This is a genomic window from Polynucleobacter sp. (assembly GCF_040400325.1).
Taxonomy (GTDB): domain Bacteria; phylum Pseudomonadota; class Gammaproteobacteria; order Burkholderiales; family Burkholderiaceae; genus Polynucleobacter.
Genome location: NZ_JBBAQK010000013.1, coordinates 18,542 through 33,766 on the forward strand (window position 1 = coordinate 18,542; position 15,225 = coordinate 33,766).

The 15,225-nt window shown below is 44.3% G+C and carries 18 protein-coding genes; 9 read left to right on the top strand and 9 right to left on the bottom strand.

The window, feature by feature from the left end:
- Positions 1-2: 2 nt before the first annotated feature.
- From ABWP14_RS09605 to ABWP14_RS09630, 6 genes are all read right to left on the bottom strand, one after another.
- A complete protein-coding gene (locus tag ABWP14_RS09605) occupies positions 3-620 on the bottom strand; it encodes a riboflavin synthase (RefSeq protein ID WP_353202750.1) in 618 nt (205 codons plus the stop codon).
- Positions 621-629: 9 nt separating this feature from the next.
- On the bottom strand, positions 630-1,745 hold the full coding sequence (gene ribD / locus ABWP14_RS09610; protein ID WP_353202751.1) for a bifunctional diaminohydroxyphosphoribosylaminopyrimidine deaminase/5-amino-6-(5-phosphoribosylamino)uracil reductase RibD: 1,116 nt from the start codon (positions 1,743-1,745) through the stop codon (positions 630-632).
- A 64-nt stretch (positions 1,746-1,809) separates the two neighbouring features.
- Positions 1,810-2,367 (bottom strand): pilus assembly FimT family protein, encoded by a 558-nt coding sequence (locus ABWP14_RS09615; protein ID WP_353202752.1) that lies wholly within the window; start codon positions 2,365-2,367, stop codon positions 1,810-1,812.
- Positions 2,360-2,689: a hypothetical protein gene (locus tag ABWP14_RS09620; RefSeq protein WP_353202753.1), complete on the bottom strand. Its 330-nt coding sequence runs from the start codon at positions 2,687-2,689 to the stop codon at positions 2,360-2,362. The genes ABWP14_RS09615 and ABWP14_RS09620 overlap by 8 nt, the downstream gene beginning before the upstream one ends.
- Positions 2,686-3,246: a hypothetical protein gene (locus ABWP14_RS09625; protein WP_353202754.1), complete on the bottom strand. Its 561-nt coding sequence runs from the start codon at positions 3,244-3,246 to the stop codon at positions 2,686-2,688. Before ABWP14_RS09625 ends, ABWP14_RS09620 begins: the two co-directional genes overlap by 4 nt.
- The gene (locus ABWP14_RS09630; RefSeq protein WP_353202755.1) at positions 3,239-3,595 is read right to left on the bottom strand and encodes a hypothetical protein; all 357 of its coding nucleotides are present in this window, start codon (positions 3,593-3,595) and stop codon (positions 3,239-3,241) included. Before ABWP14_RS09630 ends, ABWP14_RS09625 begins: the two co-directional genes overlap by 8 nt.
- A gap of 122 nt (positions 3,596-3,717) precedes the next feature.
- Between ABWP14_RS09630 and ribBA the strand changes: the two genes are divergently transcribed.
- The 3 genes from ribBA to nusB are packed head-to-tail and all read left to right on the top strand — an operon-like array spanning position 3,718 to position 5,900.
- Positions 3,718-4,863 carry a bifunctional 3,4-dihydroxy-2-butanone-4-phosphate synthase/GTP cyclohydrolase II gene (gene ribBA / locus ABWP14_RS09635; protein WP_353202756.1) on the top strand — a complete coding sequence of 382 codons (1,146 nt, stop codon included), beginning with the start codon at positions 3,718-3,720 and terminating at the stop codon, positions 4,861-4,863.
- A 3-nt stretch (positions 4,864-4,866) separates the two neighbouring features.
- Entirely contained in the window at positions 4,867-5,379 is a 513-nt protein-coding gene (gene ribH / locus ABWP14_RS09640) for a 6,7-dimethyl-8-ribityllumazine synthase (protein WP_353202757.1), read from the top strand.
- Positions 5,380-5,387: 8 nt separating this feature from the next.
- Positions 5,388-5,900, top strand: coding sequence for a transcription antitermination factor NusB (gene nusB / locus ABWP14_RS09645; RefSeq protein WP_353202786.1), 513 nt, complete (start codon positions 5,388-5,390; stop codon positions 5,898-5,900).
- Positions 5,901-5,928: 28 nt separating this feature from the next.
- Here nusB and ABWP14_RS09650 read toward each other — a convergent pair whose 3' ends face one another.
- Genes ABWP14_RS09650 through ABWP14_RS09660 form a run of 3 tightly spaced genes read right to left on the bottom strand, consistent with a single transcriptional unit; the run spans position 5,929 to position 8,568 of the window.
- Entirely contained in the window at positions 5,929-6,336 is a 408-nt protein-coding gene (locus tag ABWP14_RS09650) for an aconitase X swivel domain-containing protein (protein ID WP_353202758.1), read from the bottom strand.
- On the bottom strand, positions 6,333-7,565 hold the full coding sequence (locus tag ABWP14_RS09655) for an aconitase X (protein WP_353202759.1): 1,233 nt from the start codon (positions 7,563-7,565) through the stop codon (positions 6,333-6,335). The genes ABWP14_RS09650 and ABWP14_RS09655 overlap by 4 nt, the downstream gene beginning before the upstream one ends.
- A 19-nt stretch (positions 7,566-7,584) precedes the next feature.
- Positions 7,585-8,568 (bottom strand): Bug family tripartite tricarboxylate transporter substrate binding protein, encoded by a 984-nt coding sequence (locus tag ABWP14_RS09660; RefSeq protein WP_353202760.1) that lies wholly within the window; start codon positions 8,566-8,568, stop codon positions 7,585-7,587.
- A 97-nt stretch (positions 8,569-8,665) separates the two neighbouring features.
- Between ABWP14_RS09660 and ABWP14_RS09665 the strand changes: the two genes are divergently transcribed.
- From ABWP14_RS09665 to araD, 6 genes are all read left to right on the top strand, one after another.
- The gene (locus tag ABWP14_RS09665) at positions 8,666-9,598 is read left to right on the top strand and encodes a LysR substrate-binding domain-containing protein (protein WP_353202761.1); all 933 of its coding nucleotides are present in this window, start codon (positions 8,666-8,668) and stop codon (positions 9,596-9,598) included.
- Positions 9,599-9,782: 184 nt separating this feature from the next.
- Positions 9,783-10,484, top strand: a complete 702-nt coding sequence (locus tag ABWP14_RS09670; protein WP_353202762.1) for an RraA family protein — start codon at positions 9,783-9,785, stop codon at positions 10,482-10,484.
- 23 nt (positions 10,485-10,507) lie between these two features.
- Positions 10,508-11,476 (top strand): Bug family tripartite tricarboxylate transporter substrate binding protein, encoded by a 969-nt coding sequence (locus tag ABWP14_RS09675; RefSeq protein ID WP_353202763.1) that lies wholly within the window; start codon positions 10,508-10,510, stop codon positions 11,474-11,476.
- 62 nt (positions 11,477-11,538) lie between these two features.
- A complete protein-coding gene (locus tag ABWP14_RS09680; RefSeq protein WP_353202764.1) occupies positions 11,539-12,306 on the top strand; it encodes an HpcH/HpaI aldolase family protein in 768 nt (255 codons plus the stop codon).
- 57 nt (positions 12,307-12,363) lie between these two features.
- Positions 12,364-13,341 carry a Bug family tripartite tricarboxylate transporter substrate binding protein gene (locus ABWP14_RS09685; protein ID WP_353202765.1) on the top strand — a complete coding sequence of 326 codons (978 nt, stop codon included), beginning with the start codon at positions 12,364-12,366 and terminating at the stop codon, positions 13,339-13,341.
- 68 nt (positions 13,342-13,409) lie between these two features.
- Positions 13,410-15,179: an L-arabinonate dehydratase gene (araD, locus tag ABWP14_RS09690; RefSeq protein ID WP_353202766.1), complete on the top strand. Its 1,770-nt coding sequence runs from the start codon at positions 13,410-13,412 to the stop codon at positions 15,177-15,179.
- Positions 15,180-15,225: the final 46 nt, after the last annotated feature.

Below are 15,225 nucleotides of genomic sequence, written 5' to 3' on the forward strand. Positions count from 1 at the left end.
AGTTATCTTGCTTGAGTCTCAAGCATGCGCGCTACATATCGCGCAATCAAATCAATCTCAAGGTTCACTAAGTCGCCCTGCTGGAGTTTTCCTAGAGTCGTATTCTCAAGAGTGTGAGGGATGATATTGATATCGACTATGCATGCGGTCGTTGTATCTTCTGTTTTATTCACAGTCAAAGAAACACCATTAACCACAATCGATCCCTTATAAGCTAAATAAGGGGCTAATGACTTAGGTGCTTCAATCCGAAGAAGCCAAGAACCATAGGCATCCGATGCAACTTGTGAGAAGTGAGAAACCTTACCAACACCATCCACATGGCCACTCACTAAATGTCCACCTAAGCGATCATTTAAACGTAAGGCCTTCTCCAAATTAACAGGACCAGTTTGATCTAATCCTACTGTCTTACTTAATGACTCACGCGAAATATCCAAAGTAAAGGTATTGCCTTCAAACTGGGTCGCAGTCATACAAGCCCCTTGAATGGCAATACTATCGCCAAGTATCGCATCATCTAAATAGCCCGCTGGTACCTCAACGACCAAATGCAAACCATCGCCCTTTTCTTGAGCGCTTTTGATTTGACCAACGGCAGTAATGATTCCTGTAAACATGGGTCGATTTTAATTCCGAATCAAGCGAAGACGTAAATCCGGTCCAAAGAGGCTCTGATCGATGATTTGCCAATTCTCACGAACTTCCAACTGCTGCAATGGTGTGACATTCGCCATACCGATACCCTCACCAATAAAGAAGGGTGCGTAGTAGAGCAATAGTTCATCTACACAGTTTTCCCTGAGCATCGAGCCATTTAGCTTAAAGCCCGACTCAATATGAATTTCATTCATCTCACGCTCTTTTGCAAGATAAGAAAATAATTGCGGTAAATCTACCTTGCCATATTCATTAGCCATTTCAATCACTTCAATACCGCGCTCCTGAAAGGCTGTCGCTTTTTGCTGCAGCTCTGCAGAATTTAAATGGGCACAAACAATGATGACCCCAGATTGATCAAGATTGTGCAAAATTTTGGCAGATGGTGGAGTCTCGAGCTTCGAATCAATAATGATTCTCCAAGGCTGACGATCAGTCTGTACGTCCCTGACATTCAAGCTAGGATCATCTTCTTTAACAGTGCCTACTCCCGTCACAATGGCGCAAGCTTGTGCACGCCAATGATGCCCATCAGCTCGAGCTAGCGGCCCAGTAATCCACTTGCTACGCCCATCGGGCAGAGCAGTCTTTCCATCTAAGCTAGCAGCAATCTTCAGGCGTACCCATGGCAAACCACGAGTCATCCGTGAAATAAAACCTTGATTGAGTGCTTGTGCATCATCCGCTAATAATCCACAGCGCACATCAATGCCAGCAGCCTTTAATTTCTCCAAACCCTGACCCGCAACTAAGGGATTTGGATCAGACATCGCCACTACTATCATCACTGGCTTTGCTGCAATTAATGCATCAACACAGGGAGGGGTTCGTCCAGTATGACTACAAGGTTCTAATGTCACATACATCGTCGAACTGCTAGCGCTCAATCCTTTAGCTTTGACATCAGCCAATGCCTGGACTTCAGCGTGAGGACCTCCTACTCTTTGGGTGTAGCCACGACCAATCACTTGGCTATCTTTCACAATCACACAACCCACACGTGGATTGGGGTTGGCTAAATAAAGTGCTTTCTGAGCCTCGGCTAAAGCCTCTCTCATCAATTGGTGGTCGACTGCGCTATACATGGGTCTATTAAAACCGATTGTGTGGATCAGCGCCAAATTTAGCCTCGTTTCAAGGGTAATCAGTTTATTTACAGCCTTTTAAATCAGTACTGGGATCGCAAATCCGCCAACGCCCACCACTTCCCATAATCAGTTGTCTCTCCAGATGCGAGGCTCTCCGATGACCCAATATCAGGCGATTTGCGACAAAGCCTCCTTGACCAGTCTTGGCAGCTCCAGCGGCATTAAACAAAATCCCTTTTTGACTGGAATGGGGATCACTAAACCCTTTTCCGCCACCCTTAAAGTACACCGGGAATAGTTGTTCTTGCGAAAACCAATGTTTACTAAGGCAAGCTATTCCGCTGGTTTTATTGCTACAAGCACTATAAACTAGCCAACCAGTCTCCCACTGATTATCTGCGCGGGGAGCGATCAAAATAGATTGGCCTAAATACAAAGCTTGGTTTCTGGCGAAATTAGCGTGAGCGATAAATCTTCTGGCAATCGCATCTATCTCTCGAGTAGCAATCTGCTCTTGCAAAAGCGGCATCGTGCTTACCGCCATGATGGCTACGATCAGGACTACTGCCATAAGCTCTAGCAGACTTCCACCAAATTGTTTATCAGCTAAATCAGTCAAAAGACTGCCGCCAATTTAATCGACTCGCCGCTCCAGTCTTTTCATCTAAGTAAACATGTACTTTAATACTCGGTTTTTGTTTACTAGAGATTAACCAGATATTTTTTCCAACTGATTGAATAAAGCAATGATTCTCCGTCAGTACTGCTAGCTGAGAAATATTCTCCTCACATTCCAATACAGATTTTTCAGCAACAATGAAGTTGCGATGCGAAAGCGTCATGCTATTTTTCTCAATAATAGCCAGTGCTGTCATGCGCTCTAAATAAGCTATTAAAGATGAAACGAGCAATAAGAGAGACAAGACCCAAGCCAAGATCACAAGAGGTTCCTGGTCGAAAAAGTACGCTGCAGTTCAAGCTGTAATGAGCGTCCATCTGTCATTTGCAAGGTGATCTTGTATAACTTTTGTGGCCTATGCTCACCACCATTTGACGGCGTAATGTCCTCGATCCACAAACCATGGATGCCATTCATCAAAGTCGTATTTTGAATGCGCCCCTGCCGATCCAATGACTGACACATCAAAGAGCCACCATTCACTTTCGCACCTTTAGGAACTCCAGCTTGATGCTCCACCAGAAAGCCCTGATGTGCTAACTGATGTTTAGTGCGGTCTTTGGTAATGACATTGCCGATGCAATCAAAATCGATACCGTCAGATAGGCCGTGTTTAACTGTCAGAAAGTCTGAGCCGCGATAGCCTAGCTTTTTCTGAATCTGAGTAAAGCGATTTGCATCTGATCTTTGACTCTTCGCAGAGGGGGATTGAATATGAGAATATCCTGCCATACGGATAGCTCGTCCTATTAACGTCAGGGCTCTATCACCATCAGTGATTAAAGCCTGTGTCTTCTCAAATTGAATATGTTTAGCCACCAGATCTGCGCTTGTTTTTAATAATGGATTGAGAAGCGCTAGGCAGAGCGCGAGGCCGACTAAACACTCGAGTAGATTCATTTTTTACGGGACCAGTAGAGATAGAGCGGGCATGCTCACTGCGTTCAAAAACATCCAATTCCTTTCTTAGTTCTGCTTTTTGAGTTTGAAACTGAGCTTGGCGTAAAGCCAAACTGAGATAGATCTGCACCATCGACATCCAAACGCCCAAAATAAGACTCATGGCTACGAGGACCTCTAGCAAAACAAATCCCTCTTGAGCACCTTTTTGTAAGGCGCCCTTGCTCAATAATTTTGTTTTCGGAAAATATCGGCTAAACCAGGGCATGCCTTATTTTCTAGATTCTCCAGACCCTTTGAAAGACTCCAGTGGGGCTCTTCATGTCAGAAAGATGGGGTATTACTGTAAGAGATCACCGTAATTGCCTCATCAGCTTAAAATAGAGGGCTATGCCAAACAAACTCGCCTCCACTGAGGAAATCATTGCTGAGCTCCGCGCTGGGCGGATGGTCGTCTTGGTCGATGAAGAAGATCGTGAAAATGAAGGTGATCTTGTACTCGCTGCAGATCACGTGACAGCTGACGCCGTTAACTTCATGGCCAAACATGGTCGTGGACTGATTTGCCTGACCCTGACCCGCAAGCGTTGTCAACAGTTAAACCTCCCCCTCATGGTGCGCGATAACGGCACTGCGATGGGTACGAATTTCACAGTCTCGATTGAGGCAGCAAGTGGAGTAACAACCGGTATTTCTGCAGCAGACCGCGCACTGACAATTAAAACTGCGGTAGCGCCTCATGCAAAACCAAGTGACCTCGTTCAACCTGGTCACATATTTCCCTTGATGGCACAACCAGGTGGTGTTCTGATTCGTTCAGGACATACTGAAGCGGGCTGTGATCTTGCAGCAATGGCTGGTTGCTCACCCACCTCTGTCATTTGTGAAATCATGAAAGACGATGGCAGCATGGCACGTCTTCCTGACTTGTTAGATTTCGCTAAAGAACATCAACTCAAGATCGGCAGTATTGCAGACCTGATTCAATATCGCAGCCAACATGAAAGTATTGTGGTGCGAGAGGGTGAGCGCGATTTCATCACCCCTTGGGGGAAGTTTAAAGGCGTGATCTATCGCGATAAGCCAAGTTCTTGCATTCATATCGCTCTGGTTCATGGCACCCCTACTGAAGATCAAGAAACCTTAGTACGTGTTCATGAGCCTGTGACCGTCTTAGACTTCCTCGATGCTAAGGTCAGTAACCATTCCTGGCCTCTGGTTCAAGCACTTCAACAAATTGCTGGATCAAAAGCCGGTGTTGCAGTACTACTCAACGCTTCAGGAATTGCTGCCCCCAACGATAGCGACTGGTTAGCGCAGTTTCAAAAACTGAATGGCGTAAAAACTGAAAATTCTGCACCCCTCGCACGTAAAACTGATTTCAGAAGCTATGGCATTGGTGCACAGATTCTGAAAGATATTGGAGTGGGTAAGATGCGTTTACTTGCCAATCCTATTCCCGTACCAAGCCTTTCTGGTTATAAGCTAGAAGTGACTGGCTATGCCCCATACACTGCTCCTCATTTAGAAAAGTAAATCATGACTAGTTCTAATAATGATTCTGTTGGTGTTTTAGCCATCGACCTCAATGGTCAAGATTTACGCATTGGTATTGTGCAGGCACGCTTTAATGAAGATCATTGTGTCGCCCTGACAACTGCGTGCATTCATGAACTCATTGCATTGGGTGTTGCCCAAGAAGATATCAAACTCGTCACCGTACCCGGTGCACTAGAAATTCCTTTTGCATTACAAAAGATGGCTGAGACTGGAGAGTTTGATGGTCTTGTAGCGCTTGGCGCTGTGATACGCGGTGAAACCTATCACTTTGAATTAGTCTCCAATGAATCAGCAGCAGGCATTACCCGAGTTTGCTTAGAATCTGGTCTGCCAATCGCCAATGGCATTCTCACTTGTGATACTGATGAGCAAGCAAAAGCTCGTGTTGACATTAAAGGTGCAGACTGTGCAAAAGCAGTAGTAGAGATGGCTAACTTAGCTTTAGCATTGACTCCTGATCTAGATATTGAGATCAACTCCAACGAAGAGTAATGATGAATATGTCTAAACCTGGCAATACTTCAAGCAATACCTCAGCCCCAAAAGATAGTAAAGCAAGTACGCCTAAGCGTTCACTGACGCCACGTCGTCGCGCTCGTGAGTACGCCCTTCAAGGGATATATCAAAGCCTCGTCATGCGACGTGCTGGCAGTCTTCCAAACAAAACCTTAATTGCCAAGCAGTTGGCAGAAGATCCAGCCTTTCGTCGTTGTCAGCTAGAACTCTTTCAGGGTATTTTTGAAGGTGTACTAGATCGTACAGATGAGTTTGAAGCCCTCATTACTCCTGCACTGGATCGCCCGATTAATGAGCTTTCACCCGTTGAGCACGCCGCCCTTCTGATTGGCACTTATGAACTTGCCGCCGACTTATCAGTACCCTATAAAGTGGCTATTAATGAGGCAGTGGAATTAGCCAAAACCTTTGGTGGTACTGACGGCCATAAATACGTCAATGGCGTTTTAGATGTCCTGGCCAAAAAACTACGCGGTACTGAAATACAGGCAGGCTGAAGACTCTAGCCCTCACTACCTGCTTCTTCTAGAGCACTTCCACAGTTTGGTTTTTAGTATCGATTCGTAATTTAGCGCCACTCGCAATGGCTTGAGTGATATCACAGTCAAAACCACTCAACATCGGAATGCCAGCATGGGCAGCGCCTTGAGCCAAAATAGGATTAACTGCATTAAAAATAATAGCTGCAGGGCAAAGGTTGCGAGATTTCATTTCATACAACATCCAGGCGCTGGCAACCCCACCTTTTGCTGCATCTAAAACTAAAATCTTATCTTTGTAAGACTGGCCAAATAATTGATGGGCTGGTCGTGAAAACACACCCTTAAGACGATCTAAATCATAACGAGCTGAAAAGCCATCGGCAGCACTTAAACATACGCCCTCGATGCTTTCACCTTGCGCATGTTTTGCCTTGTATATTTTTCCACTCAATTTAATCTCCCCGTTACCGCTGCATTAACGCAATCTTCCATAGACGCTAACATGGGTGTGTAGCCATAACCACCCAAAATATTGACTATCTTTGCGCTATTAGTCGCTAATACTTTCCAACCATTTGCTTCAGCAATTTCTCTAGCATAGGATTGATAAAAACACATTCCAGAAAACACTGTGCCGCCTGCATTTTCAATCATTGCGGTATACCCCATGCGATCAGAATCAGGCTTAACCTGTGGGCTTGTCATCGCTAGTAAAGGCTTAATAAATTTTTTGCCATCACATAGTTCAGCAATACTTTTCATCTCCATCAGACTCAGTTGAGGAGCAGAAAAGACGATGACATCTACTTCTTCAGCAATGCGATAGGAATTTTGTAAACCCATTACCTCTTCTTTAGTAATAATGACTTCAGGAAGATTCAAATACTCTAAATCCCTAGCGTGCAAAGCCTCAGGCGTAATACCCAAGATATGGAACAGTGCAGAGGAACCAAAGCTTGCCATGGCAGCGCCAAAATGCTTCATCGCATCAGAACCGGGATGTCCTTCAATTCCCTCAAGAATGGGAACCGCCCAATAGTTCCCAGATTTTTTACCGATCAGACCTCCTAAGGCCCCCCATTCATTGAGAGTCTTAGGAGTCCACATAGTTTTAAAACGATGGCTTGGCTTACGATGCTCATCTAAGTGATATCCATACCGAGGCGTCCTACCAGTAAGGCCTGCTGCCAATGCTGAAGGACCACCCTCAAAATTAGATCTTGCACCACAAATGCTGTTTGAGTAAATGACAACGCCTGTATCTCCAAATGCCAAATGCTCACCGTAGATGGGCGCCATAATGGTCTGGTAATTAATACAGGTATCGGTCATCGATACCCCCATCTTCACAAACGCATCAATGGCACGTCTTTCCAGCTCCAGCATTTTTTCAGTCTGACCCAGTTGCTTGGCTTTCGTAAAATCAGTACCCCTAGGGTCGGTAATCGTCGGAATGCGAACAACCCGGTCTTTCAATGCATTTTGAGCCAAGCCTTCAAGCCACTCAACCCCTGACTCACCCAAACTCTCTGTATCAGCCATGATATGTGCCTGAGATACTGCCACCAAATCTTGAGCGCCAAAAAATTCACCTACTTTAATCTGATGCTCAATAGCATTTTTTCTCACTGGACCAAATTCTCCAGCGAGCATTGCCTTTTCTTCTACGTTTAGCTTCATCTTGTTCTCTTATGATTCATTAATCGATGGTGGCCCCAGAATCGCGCACGACTCTAGCCCATTTGGCTATCTCACTCATCTGGAAATTAGCCAAACTTTCTTTGAAATCGGTATTTGGTTGGACTCCCAGATTGCCAAGCCGCTCTTTAAAGGCTGGGGACTGCGCCACACTTTCCGTAGTTGCCCTTAATTTTTTGGTAATTGCTTCTGGCAATTTAGCTGGCGCAAATAATGCCCACCAAGCTGTTGATTCAAATTGTGGATAACCCAATTCGGCCACTGTAGGCACATTAGGTAGTAGAGGAGATCGTGTCTTGCTAGTGACCGCTAAGGCGCGTAATTTTCCAGAAATAATATGGGGCAAAACAGACTGGATCGGATCAAAGACTAGGGGTATCTGTCCACCAATTAAATCCGTCACAGCAGGTGCGCTTCCCTTATAAGGAATGTGCTTGAATTTAACTTGAGCTACCGACTCAAATAAGGCTCCGGTTAAATGTCCAGGCGTACCATTTCCAGCCGTGCCAAAAGCGATCGAATCTGGTTTTGCACGAGCATCAGCAATCAATTCTGCAAGCGTCTTAATCCGATCATTTGAATTCATAGCGATCACCACTGGAGCTGATGCCACTAGAGCAATGGGCGTGAAATCTTTAGTCATGTCATACGGCAGCTGCTTATACAAACTTCCATTAATTGCATTGGTACCTACCGTACCCATCAGCAAGGTGTAGCCATCCGGCGCTGCCTTTGCAACCAGATCAGCTCCAATTGAGCCTCCTGCTCCGCCCTTGTTTTCAATCACAATCTGATCCTTGAGGCGCTCTTCCAAAAGTAAAGACAAAGGTCTGGCCACGATGTCTGTTGGACCCCCAGGAGGGAATGGAACCACCAATCGAATGGGCTTAGTCGGATAATTTTGAGAAATCGCATTACCAGACAGTAGAAAAGCACTGATCAACATTAATAAATATTGGCTGTTTTTACTATTGAGAAGATTCATATCGCTTTGCCTCACATTTCAGGGTCATGGGCTACTCTAAATCAACAAACATATAATGTAAATTTATATTAATTTAATTTAAATATAAGCCATTGTTATGAATATCAAACAGATTGACTTGCGATTACTGCGTAGCTTTCTAACGGTTGCCCGAACCGGCAACTTTGTGCGGGCGTCTGAAGCCTTAAGCATTACTCAATCAGCTCTTTCGCAGCAGATGAGAGAATTGGCTGGGCATCTGGACCAAGCTCTATTCGAAAAAAGAGGGCGCAGCTTAATTTTGACAAAATTTGGAAATGGGCTGCTCCAAAAAATTGAGCCCTTACTTGGACAGATCGAAGAAGCTCTGATGCAAAGTCTGGACGATAGCCGAAATATCATCGGCACTTTGCGTGTTGGCGCTACCAATACTTATTCAAAAACGATTGCACTTCCAGCCTGCATGGAGTTACTAAAAGAATATCCCAGCCTCAAAATAGAGCTTCAAGAGCTACCTGCTCAGAAGGTCTTAACCGAATTGATGGGGGGAACTATTGACGTCGCTATCATCCCTCAAGATTATCAATTTCCTGATCTCGAGTGGAGCAGTCTGATTACAGAGCAATTTTCAGTGATCGGCAATATCAAAATGATCGAGGAGCTACCGAATACTATTACCCTTAAATATTTAGCCAAGTATGAACTTGCAGCCCTCAATCGGCAATTTTTAATGCGCCAAAAAATTGATGCACAGGCCCGTAAAGAAGGCGCTTCCCTAGAAATTCGTATGGAAGCTTCCAGCATGGGAGATCTAATAGAGATAGCTAAATCTGGAAAACTTTTAGCACTCGGAAGCTCAATTGCCCTATTAAAGGAAAAACAATTAAGGTCGAAAGAGATCGAGGGAGAACTCTTAATCAGAACTGCTGCTGTATGCTGGAGAAAGACAAAATTTGTTAATAGCGCAATGATCGCCTTCCAAGAGAAAGCTCAAGAAATCTCGAGTTCACTAGAAGCTGAAATCAAGCAAAGGAGCGCTAGGTTTTATTAGCTTTGAAGCTAATAAAAAATGACCAAATGGAATACAACGCCTTTTAATATATTAACGTTACTTATGATTATATTAATAAAATATAATCATTCATAAAGTCTCATTTTTGCTATAGTCAATTAATACTCTATAGGCAACTGGCATTTTCTCTGCCACCATATTTTTACTAAGGAATCACTCTGCCATGAATCATGATGATGCATTGCTCAATTATCTAGCTCAATTCGATACCCCCACTATCTGTAATGCCCTGGAATTAATTGATCCGTCATATAGAACAAATGGATTTACAACTGAGCCTTTGCAATGCATCTATCCTGATCTGCCTTCGATCGTAGGCTATGCTAAGACTGGGACTGTTAGTGCGATTGCGCCATCCAAGAAAAGTGCTGCCGAGCAGTTAGAAAATCGTATCAATTGGTATAAATATGTCGATCAAAATCCCAAGCCAAGCATTGTTGTTTTACAAGATATTGATGGGGAAAGGGCTGGTTTTGGCGCATTCTGGGGCGAGGTCAACTCCCATGTGCATCGTGGATTAGGCGCAAAAGGCGTCATCACCAACGGCTCTATCAGAGATATCCAAATGAATGCAGTTGGCTTTCAAATGCTTGCTGGAAGCGTGATGCCTAGCCATGCACATGTCCATATCGTGGATATTGCTTGCGATGTCACTGTTGCTGGTCTTAGCGTTCAATCGGGTGATTTAATTCATGCAGATCGTCATGGTGCTGTGATGATTCCTCACGATGCCGCGATGAAGATTAAAGAAAAGATTGAATTAATTGCCAGAAAAGAAGAAGTCATTATTGGCGCCGCGAAAAAGCCTGGATTCAATTGGGAAATATTGAGTGAATCCATCAAAAAAACATTAGACATACATTAAATCTCATTTAAGGAAGAGCCCCAATGAAAAAAATATTTTTACTTCCATTGATAGTTTTATTTTCATTCTCAAATGCCTTTGCCCAAACTTCAGATTGGCCCAATAAACCAGTCAAAATAATAGTGCCCTTCACCCCTGGTGGCGCGCTAGATCTCACCGCCAGAGAACTTGCGAAACGATTTTCAACCAAATATAACCAAAGTTTTGTAGTTGAAAATCTTCCTGGAGCCGGAGGCACAGTCGGCATTAGCTCGTTTATAAAGTCAAAGCCAGATGGCTATACCCTACTGGTAGCGTCAACTGGTCAACTCTCCTTACAGCCAGCAATTTATAAGAATCTTCCATATGATCCAGCAACCGATTTAAAACCAATCAGTCAATTAACTTCAGCGCCTTTTATATTGGTGGTCAGCAGTGATTTTCCTGGTAAAACTGCAAAAGATTTAGCCGCCGAACTAAAGGCAAATCCAAAAAAATATAACTACACCTCTACGGGCAATGGAACCCTGGTTCACTTAACTGGTGAAATGTTTAGTCAAGCTTCTGGAGCCAATGCAACCCATGTCAGCTATAAGGGTGGCCCCGAATCTGTCCTAGCGGTTGCATCAAAAGATGCTTTATATACGATTACCAATATCTCAAATGCAATGCCCTTATTAGGTAGTGGCAAACTAAAAGCCTTAGCCACATCTGGCAGCAAAAGACCAAGTGGTTTAGCCGATATCCCCACAATTGCTGAGAATGGCTTTCCAAATTTTGACTCTACTGTCTGGGTGGGTTTATTTGGCCCCAAAAATATTCCAAATAATATTGTTGCATCGCTTAATGAAGCAACTCGCCAAGCACTTGCAGACCCAACATTTATTAGCAAAATGACTGCTAATGGTGATGAACCATCCCCTAAAAGCCCTGATGAATTTTCACAATTCATTGCTAAAGAGACAATCAAGTGGGGCACAATCGCGCGTAATGCTAATGTGCAGTTGGAATAAACTCGTTAGTGAACTTTTAGCATCAGTATTTTTTATCTTTAAATTAATTTTTTAGGAACATCATGCATTCAATTACTAAATCACTTAAATCAAAACTACAGCAAGGAAAAATGATTGGTGGTGCATGGATGATGACCGTCAATCCAGCCTATGCCGAACTTGCTTCCGTCATTGGATTAGATTTTGTGGTGATTGATATGGAGCATGGCGCCATTGCTTTAGCTGACTTGCCTGGGATCTTGCGGGGCTTTAGTCGAGAGACAAGTGCAATTGTGCGTGTGCCATCTGCCGATCCTAGTTTAATTGCGCGAGTGTTGGATCGCGGTGCGCATGGTGTGATGGTGCCACGAGTTGAGAGTGTTGAAACTGCTCTAGAGGTTTCACGTGCCGCTAAATTTCCTCCTCAAGGTGATCGTGGACTAGCACTCCCTGCTCTGAGGGCATCTGGCTATGGAACCAATCCTGACTATCGAAGTAATGCCAATGCAGATACCTTGATGATCATTCAATTGGAATCAGCTAATGCGATGAATTTAGCTCTAGAAATTGGCAAGCTACCAGAGGTCGATTTAGTATTTGTAGGCCCAACTGACTTATCAGCCAATATGGGCCTCGAAGGGCCAGATCATTTTGCCGCTTTGAATCAAATCATTGATGGCGTTGTAGCGAAATGCAAAGCGGCTAAGATTCCTGTGGGCATCATTCCATTTGCAGGAAGAGCAATCCCTGATCTGAAGCAACTGGGCTTTCAGATGATTGTGGCGGGTAGTGATGTAGCTTTTTTACGAGAGTCTGTTATCAATTTAAAGAAGACCTTAGAATCAAACTAGATTGCCATTGTTAATGAGAAGTATGTGCAATATAGCAACTATAAAATAGGAGGGGCAATGTTCAAACAATGGAAATACTTGTTCTTAATGGCTACTGTGCTATTCACTCAGATATTACCGAGTTATGCGCAATCAAACTATCCCAATAAACCGATTAAGCTCGTAGTGGGCTTTCCTCCTGGCGGAGGCGTAGACTTTACTGCTCGTCTTATTGCACCCCAGCTTGCTGAGGCACTTGGCCAACAAGTCATTATCGAAAATAAACCGGGCGCTGCTGGGGTCATAGCACTAAATGAGTTAACACGCGCTGCACCCGATGGCTATACCCTGGCCGTAGCGAATATTGGTCCCATGGTTTTAGCGCCTAACATGATGGCCAAAAAACCATATGATCCATTGAAAGACTTCACTCCAATTGGTCAAATTATTTCTACCTATTTTCTTGCAGTGGTTCCACGAGATCTTCCGGTTGACTCACTGAAGTCCTTTATTCAATGGGCCAAAAAGAATCCTGATAAAGCAAATTTTGCCTCCGGTGGTAATGGCTCCATAACCCATTTAAACGGTGAACTACTGAATACACTTGGCGGCACTAAGCTTACTCATGTGCCATATAAAGGATCAGCGCCAGCAATTGTCGATTTAGTTTCTGGTCAAACCCATATTCTGATTGATATCACTGGCATCCTAGTTCCTCAAGTTCAATCAGGCAACTTAAAAGCAATTGCGATTACGAGCCCTACGCGGGATAAAGATTTACCCAATGTGCCCACTATGCGTGAGTCAGGATTTACTGAATTAGAAACCTCAGGATGGCAAGGAATAGTGGGCCCTGCAGGGATGCCTAAGGATGTCGTACAAAAATTACAGGCCGCCCTCAAGAAAACCTTAGCTAACCCAGATGTACGCGAGCGCCTAGAAAAAGCAGGTACTCCGATTACAGAACGCTCTTCTGCAGAGTTTGCAGCATTTATAAAGTCTGAAAATGATCGCTGGGTATCTGTTATCAAAGCATCTGGCGCCTCAATCGAATAAATCATCAGTGGTATGTTCAATGCTACACAATACCTTAGACAATTAACCAATTAACAAACATACATTCAATGATAAGTACGAAGCGTAAAAAACCTGAAGAACTCCGAAGCCATCGTTGGTATGGCGTAAAAGATATGCGTAGTTTTGGACATCGTTCACGCACTGCGCAAATGGGATATAGCCGCAGTGACTATGCAGGTAAACCGGTGATTGCCATCATTAATACCTGGAGTGACATCAATCCCTGTCACAGTCATTTTCGTCAACGTGCCGAGGAAGTCAAAAGAGGTATTTGGCAGGCCGGTGGCTTCCCAGTGGAAATGCCAGCAATCAGCTTATCCGAACCATTTCAAAAACCGACGACGATGTTGTATCGAAATCTATTAGCGATGGAGACAGAAGAATTACTCCGCTCTTATCCTGCTGATGCGTGCGTTTTAATGGGTGGCTGCGATAAGACTACACCTGCGCTGTTGATGGGTGCGATCAGTATGGACCTACCCACCATATTTATGCCTGCAGGTCCAATGTTACGCGGCGACTATCGTGGTCAGTTTTTAGGTAGCGGTAGTGATGTTTGGAAATATTGGGCTGAGCTACGCGCTGGAAATATTACTGAGGACGATTGGGCTGAAATTGAGAATGGTATTGCACGCTCACCTGGTCACTGCATGACCATGGGTACCGCCTCAACAATGACAAGCACAGTGGAGGCTCTGGGCTTATCTTTATCTGGATACGCCTCTATACCAGCACCAGACTCCAGGCATGCGCAGATGGCCACCCAAACTGGTCGTCGCATCGTTGAAATGGCATGGGAAGATCTCAAACCTTCTGATATCTTGACTGCTGCCTCTTTTGATAATGCTGTGATGACTACCTTAGCTTTATCAGGATCTACTAATGCTGCCGTCCATTTAATTGCTTTATCAAAACGTGCTGGCTTTAACCTCACCTTAGAGCGCTTTGATGAATTGGCTCGTAAGATACCCGTTCTTGCCAATATAAGGCCATCTGGTAAATATCTCATGGAAGATTTCTTCTATGCAGGCGGTCTTCGTGCCCTCTTAAAGCAACTTGGTAGTTTTCTGAATCTCAAGGAAAAAACCGTTGATGGAAAAACCATCGGTGAACTCATCGCTAATGCAGAAATATTTAATGATGATGTGATTCGCTCTGTAGAGAACGCCATGGTTAAAAGTGATGGCTTAGCGATTCTCAAAGGTAATCTTGCCCCAGATGGCGCAGTCATTAAGCCGCCTGCTGCTGAAAGCCATTTACTAAAGCACACCGGTAATGCCGTGGTCTTCAAGAATTATGAAGACTTATCAGCTCGGATCGATTTACCTAATCTAGAAATTGATGCCAACTCCGTGATCGTGCTTCAAAATGCTGGCCCTCAGGGCGCCCCTGGGATGCCCGAGTGGGGACAATTACCAATTCCTAAAAAGCTGCTAGAGCAAGGCGTACGAGATATGGTTCGGATTTCTGATGCCCGCATGAGCGGCACAAGTTATGGCGCGTGTGTATTGCATGTGACCCCTGAATCTTATATTGGTGGTCCATTAGCTTTTGTGCAAGATGGCGACCTGATTGAGTTAGATGTACCCGCTCGTAAATTAAATGTCTTAATTTCTGATGCGGAAATGTCCAAACGTAAGGCGGCATGGGTAGCTCCGCCACCAAAATTTGAGCGTGGCTTCGGCAAACTCTATCTACAGCACATACAACAAGCTGATAAAGGCTGTGACTTTGACTTTTTGGAAACCCAAGTGAGTTCTACCCCTTCAGGAAGCTCAAAAGGAAGCGGTAAAACTGGAGAACCAGAGATTCATTAAATCCTGCAAAGAAGACTGCTGAGATATAAAATGATCTTTTGTTCCC

What these genes read in the sequence shown, in the direction of transcription:
- ABWP14_RS09605 (WP_353202750.1), bottom strand. Translation starts at nt 620, where the DNA reads ATGTTTACAGGAATCATTACTGCCGTTGGTCAAATCAAAAGCGCTCAA.
- ribD (WP_353202751.1), bottom strand. Translation starts at nt 1,745, where the DNA reads ATGTATAGCGCAGTCGACCACCAATTGATGAGAGAGGCTTTAGCCGAG.
- ABWP14_RS09630 (WP_353202755.1), bottom strand. Translation starts at nt 3,595, where the DNA reads ATGCCCTGGTTTAGCCGATATTTTCCGAAAACAAAATTATTGAGCAAG.
- ribBA (WP_353202756.1), top strand. Translation starts at nt 3,718, where the DNA reads ATGCCAAACAAACTCGCCTCCACTGAGGAAATCATTGCTGAGCTCCGC.
- ribH (WP_353202757.1), top strand. Translation starts at nt 4,867, where the DNA reads ATGACTAGTTCTAATAATGATTCTGTTGGTGTTTTAGCCATCGACCTC.
- nusB (WP_353202786.1), top strand. Translation starts at nt 5,388, where the DNA reads ATGTCTAAACCTGGCAATACTTCAAGCAATACCTCAGCCCCAAAAGAT.
- ABWP14_RS09655 (WP_353202759.1), bottom strand. Translation starts at nt 7,565, where the DNA reads ATGAAGCTAAACGTAGAAGAAAAGGCAATGCTCGCTGGAGAATTTGGT.
- ABWP14_RS09660 (WP_353202760.1), bottom strand. Translation starts at nt 8,568, where the DNA reads ATGAATCTTCTCAATAGTAAAAACAGCCAATATTTATTAATGTTGATC.
- ABWP14_RS09665 (WP_353202761.1), top strand. Translation starts at nt 8,666, where the DNA reads ATGAATATCAAACAGATTGACTTGCGATTACTGCGTAGCTTTCTAACG.
- ABWP14_RS09670 (WP_353202762.1), top strand. Translation starts at nt 9,783, where the DNA reads ATGAATCATGATGATGCATTGCTCAATTATCTAGCTCAATTCGATACC.
- ABWP14_RS09675 (WP_353202763.1), top strand. Translation starts at nt 10,508, where the DNA reads ATGAAAAAAATATTTTTACTTCCATTGATAGTTTTATTTTCATTCTCA.
- ABWP14_RS09680 (WP_353202764.1), top strand. Translation starts at nt 11,539, where the DNA reads ATGCATTCAATTACTAAATCACTTAAATCAAAACTACAGCAAGGAAAA.
- ABWP14_RS09685 (WP_353202765.1), top strand. Translation starts at nt 12,364, where the DNA reads ATGTTCAAACAATGGAAATACTTGTTCTTAATGGCTACTGTGCTATTC.
- araD (WP_353202766.1), top strand. Translation starts at nt 13,410, where the DNA reads ATGATAAGTACGAAGCGTAAAAAACCTGAAGAACTCCGAAGCCATCGT.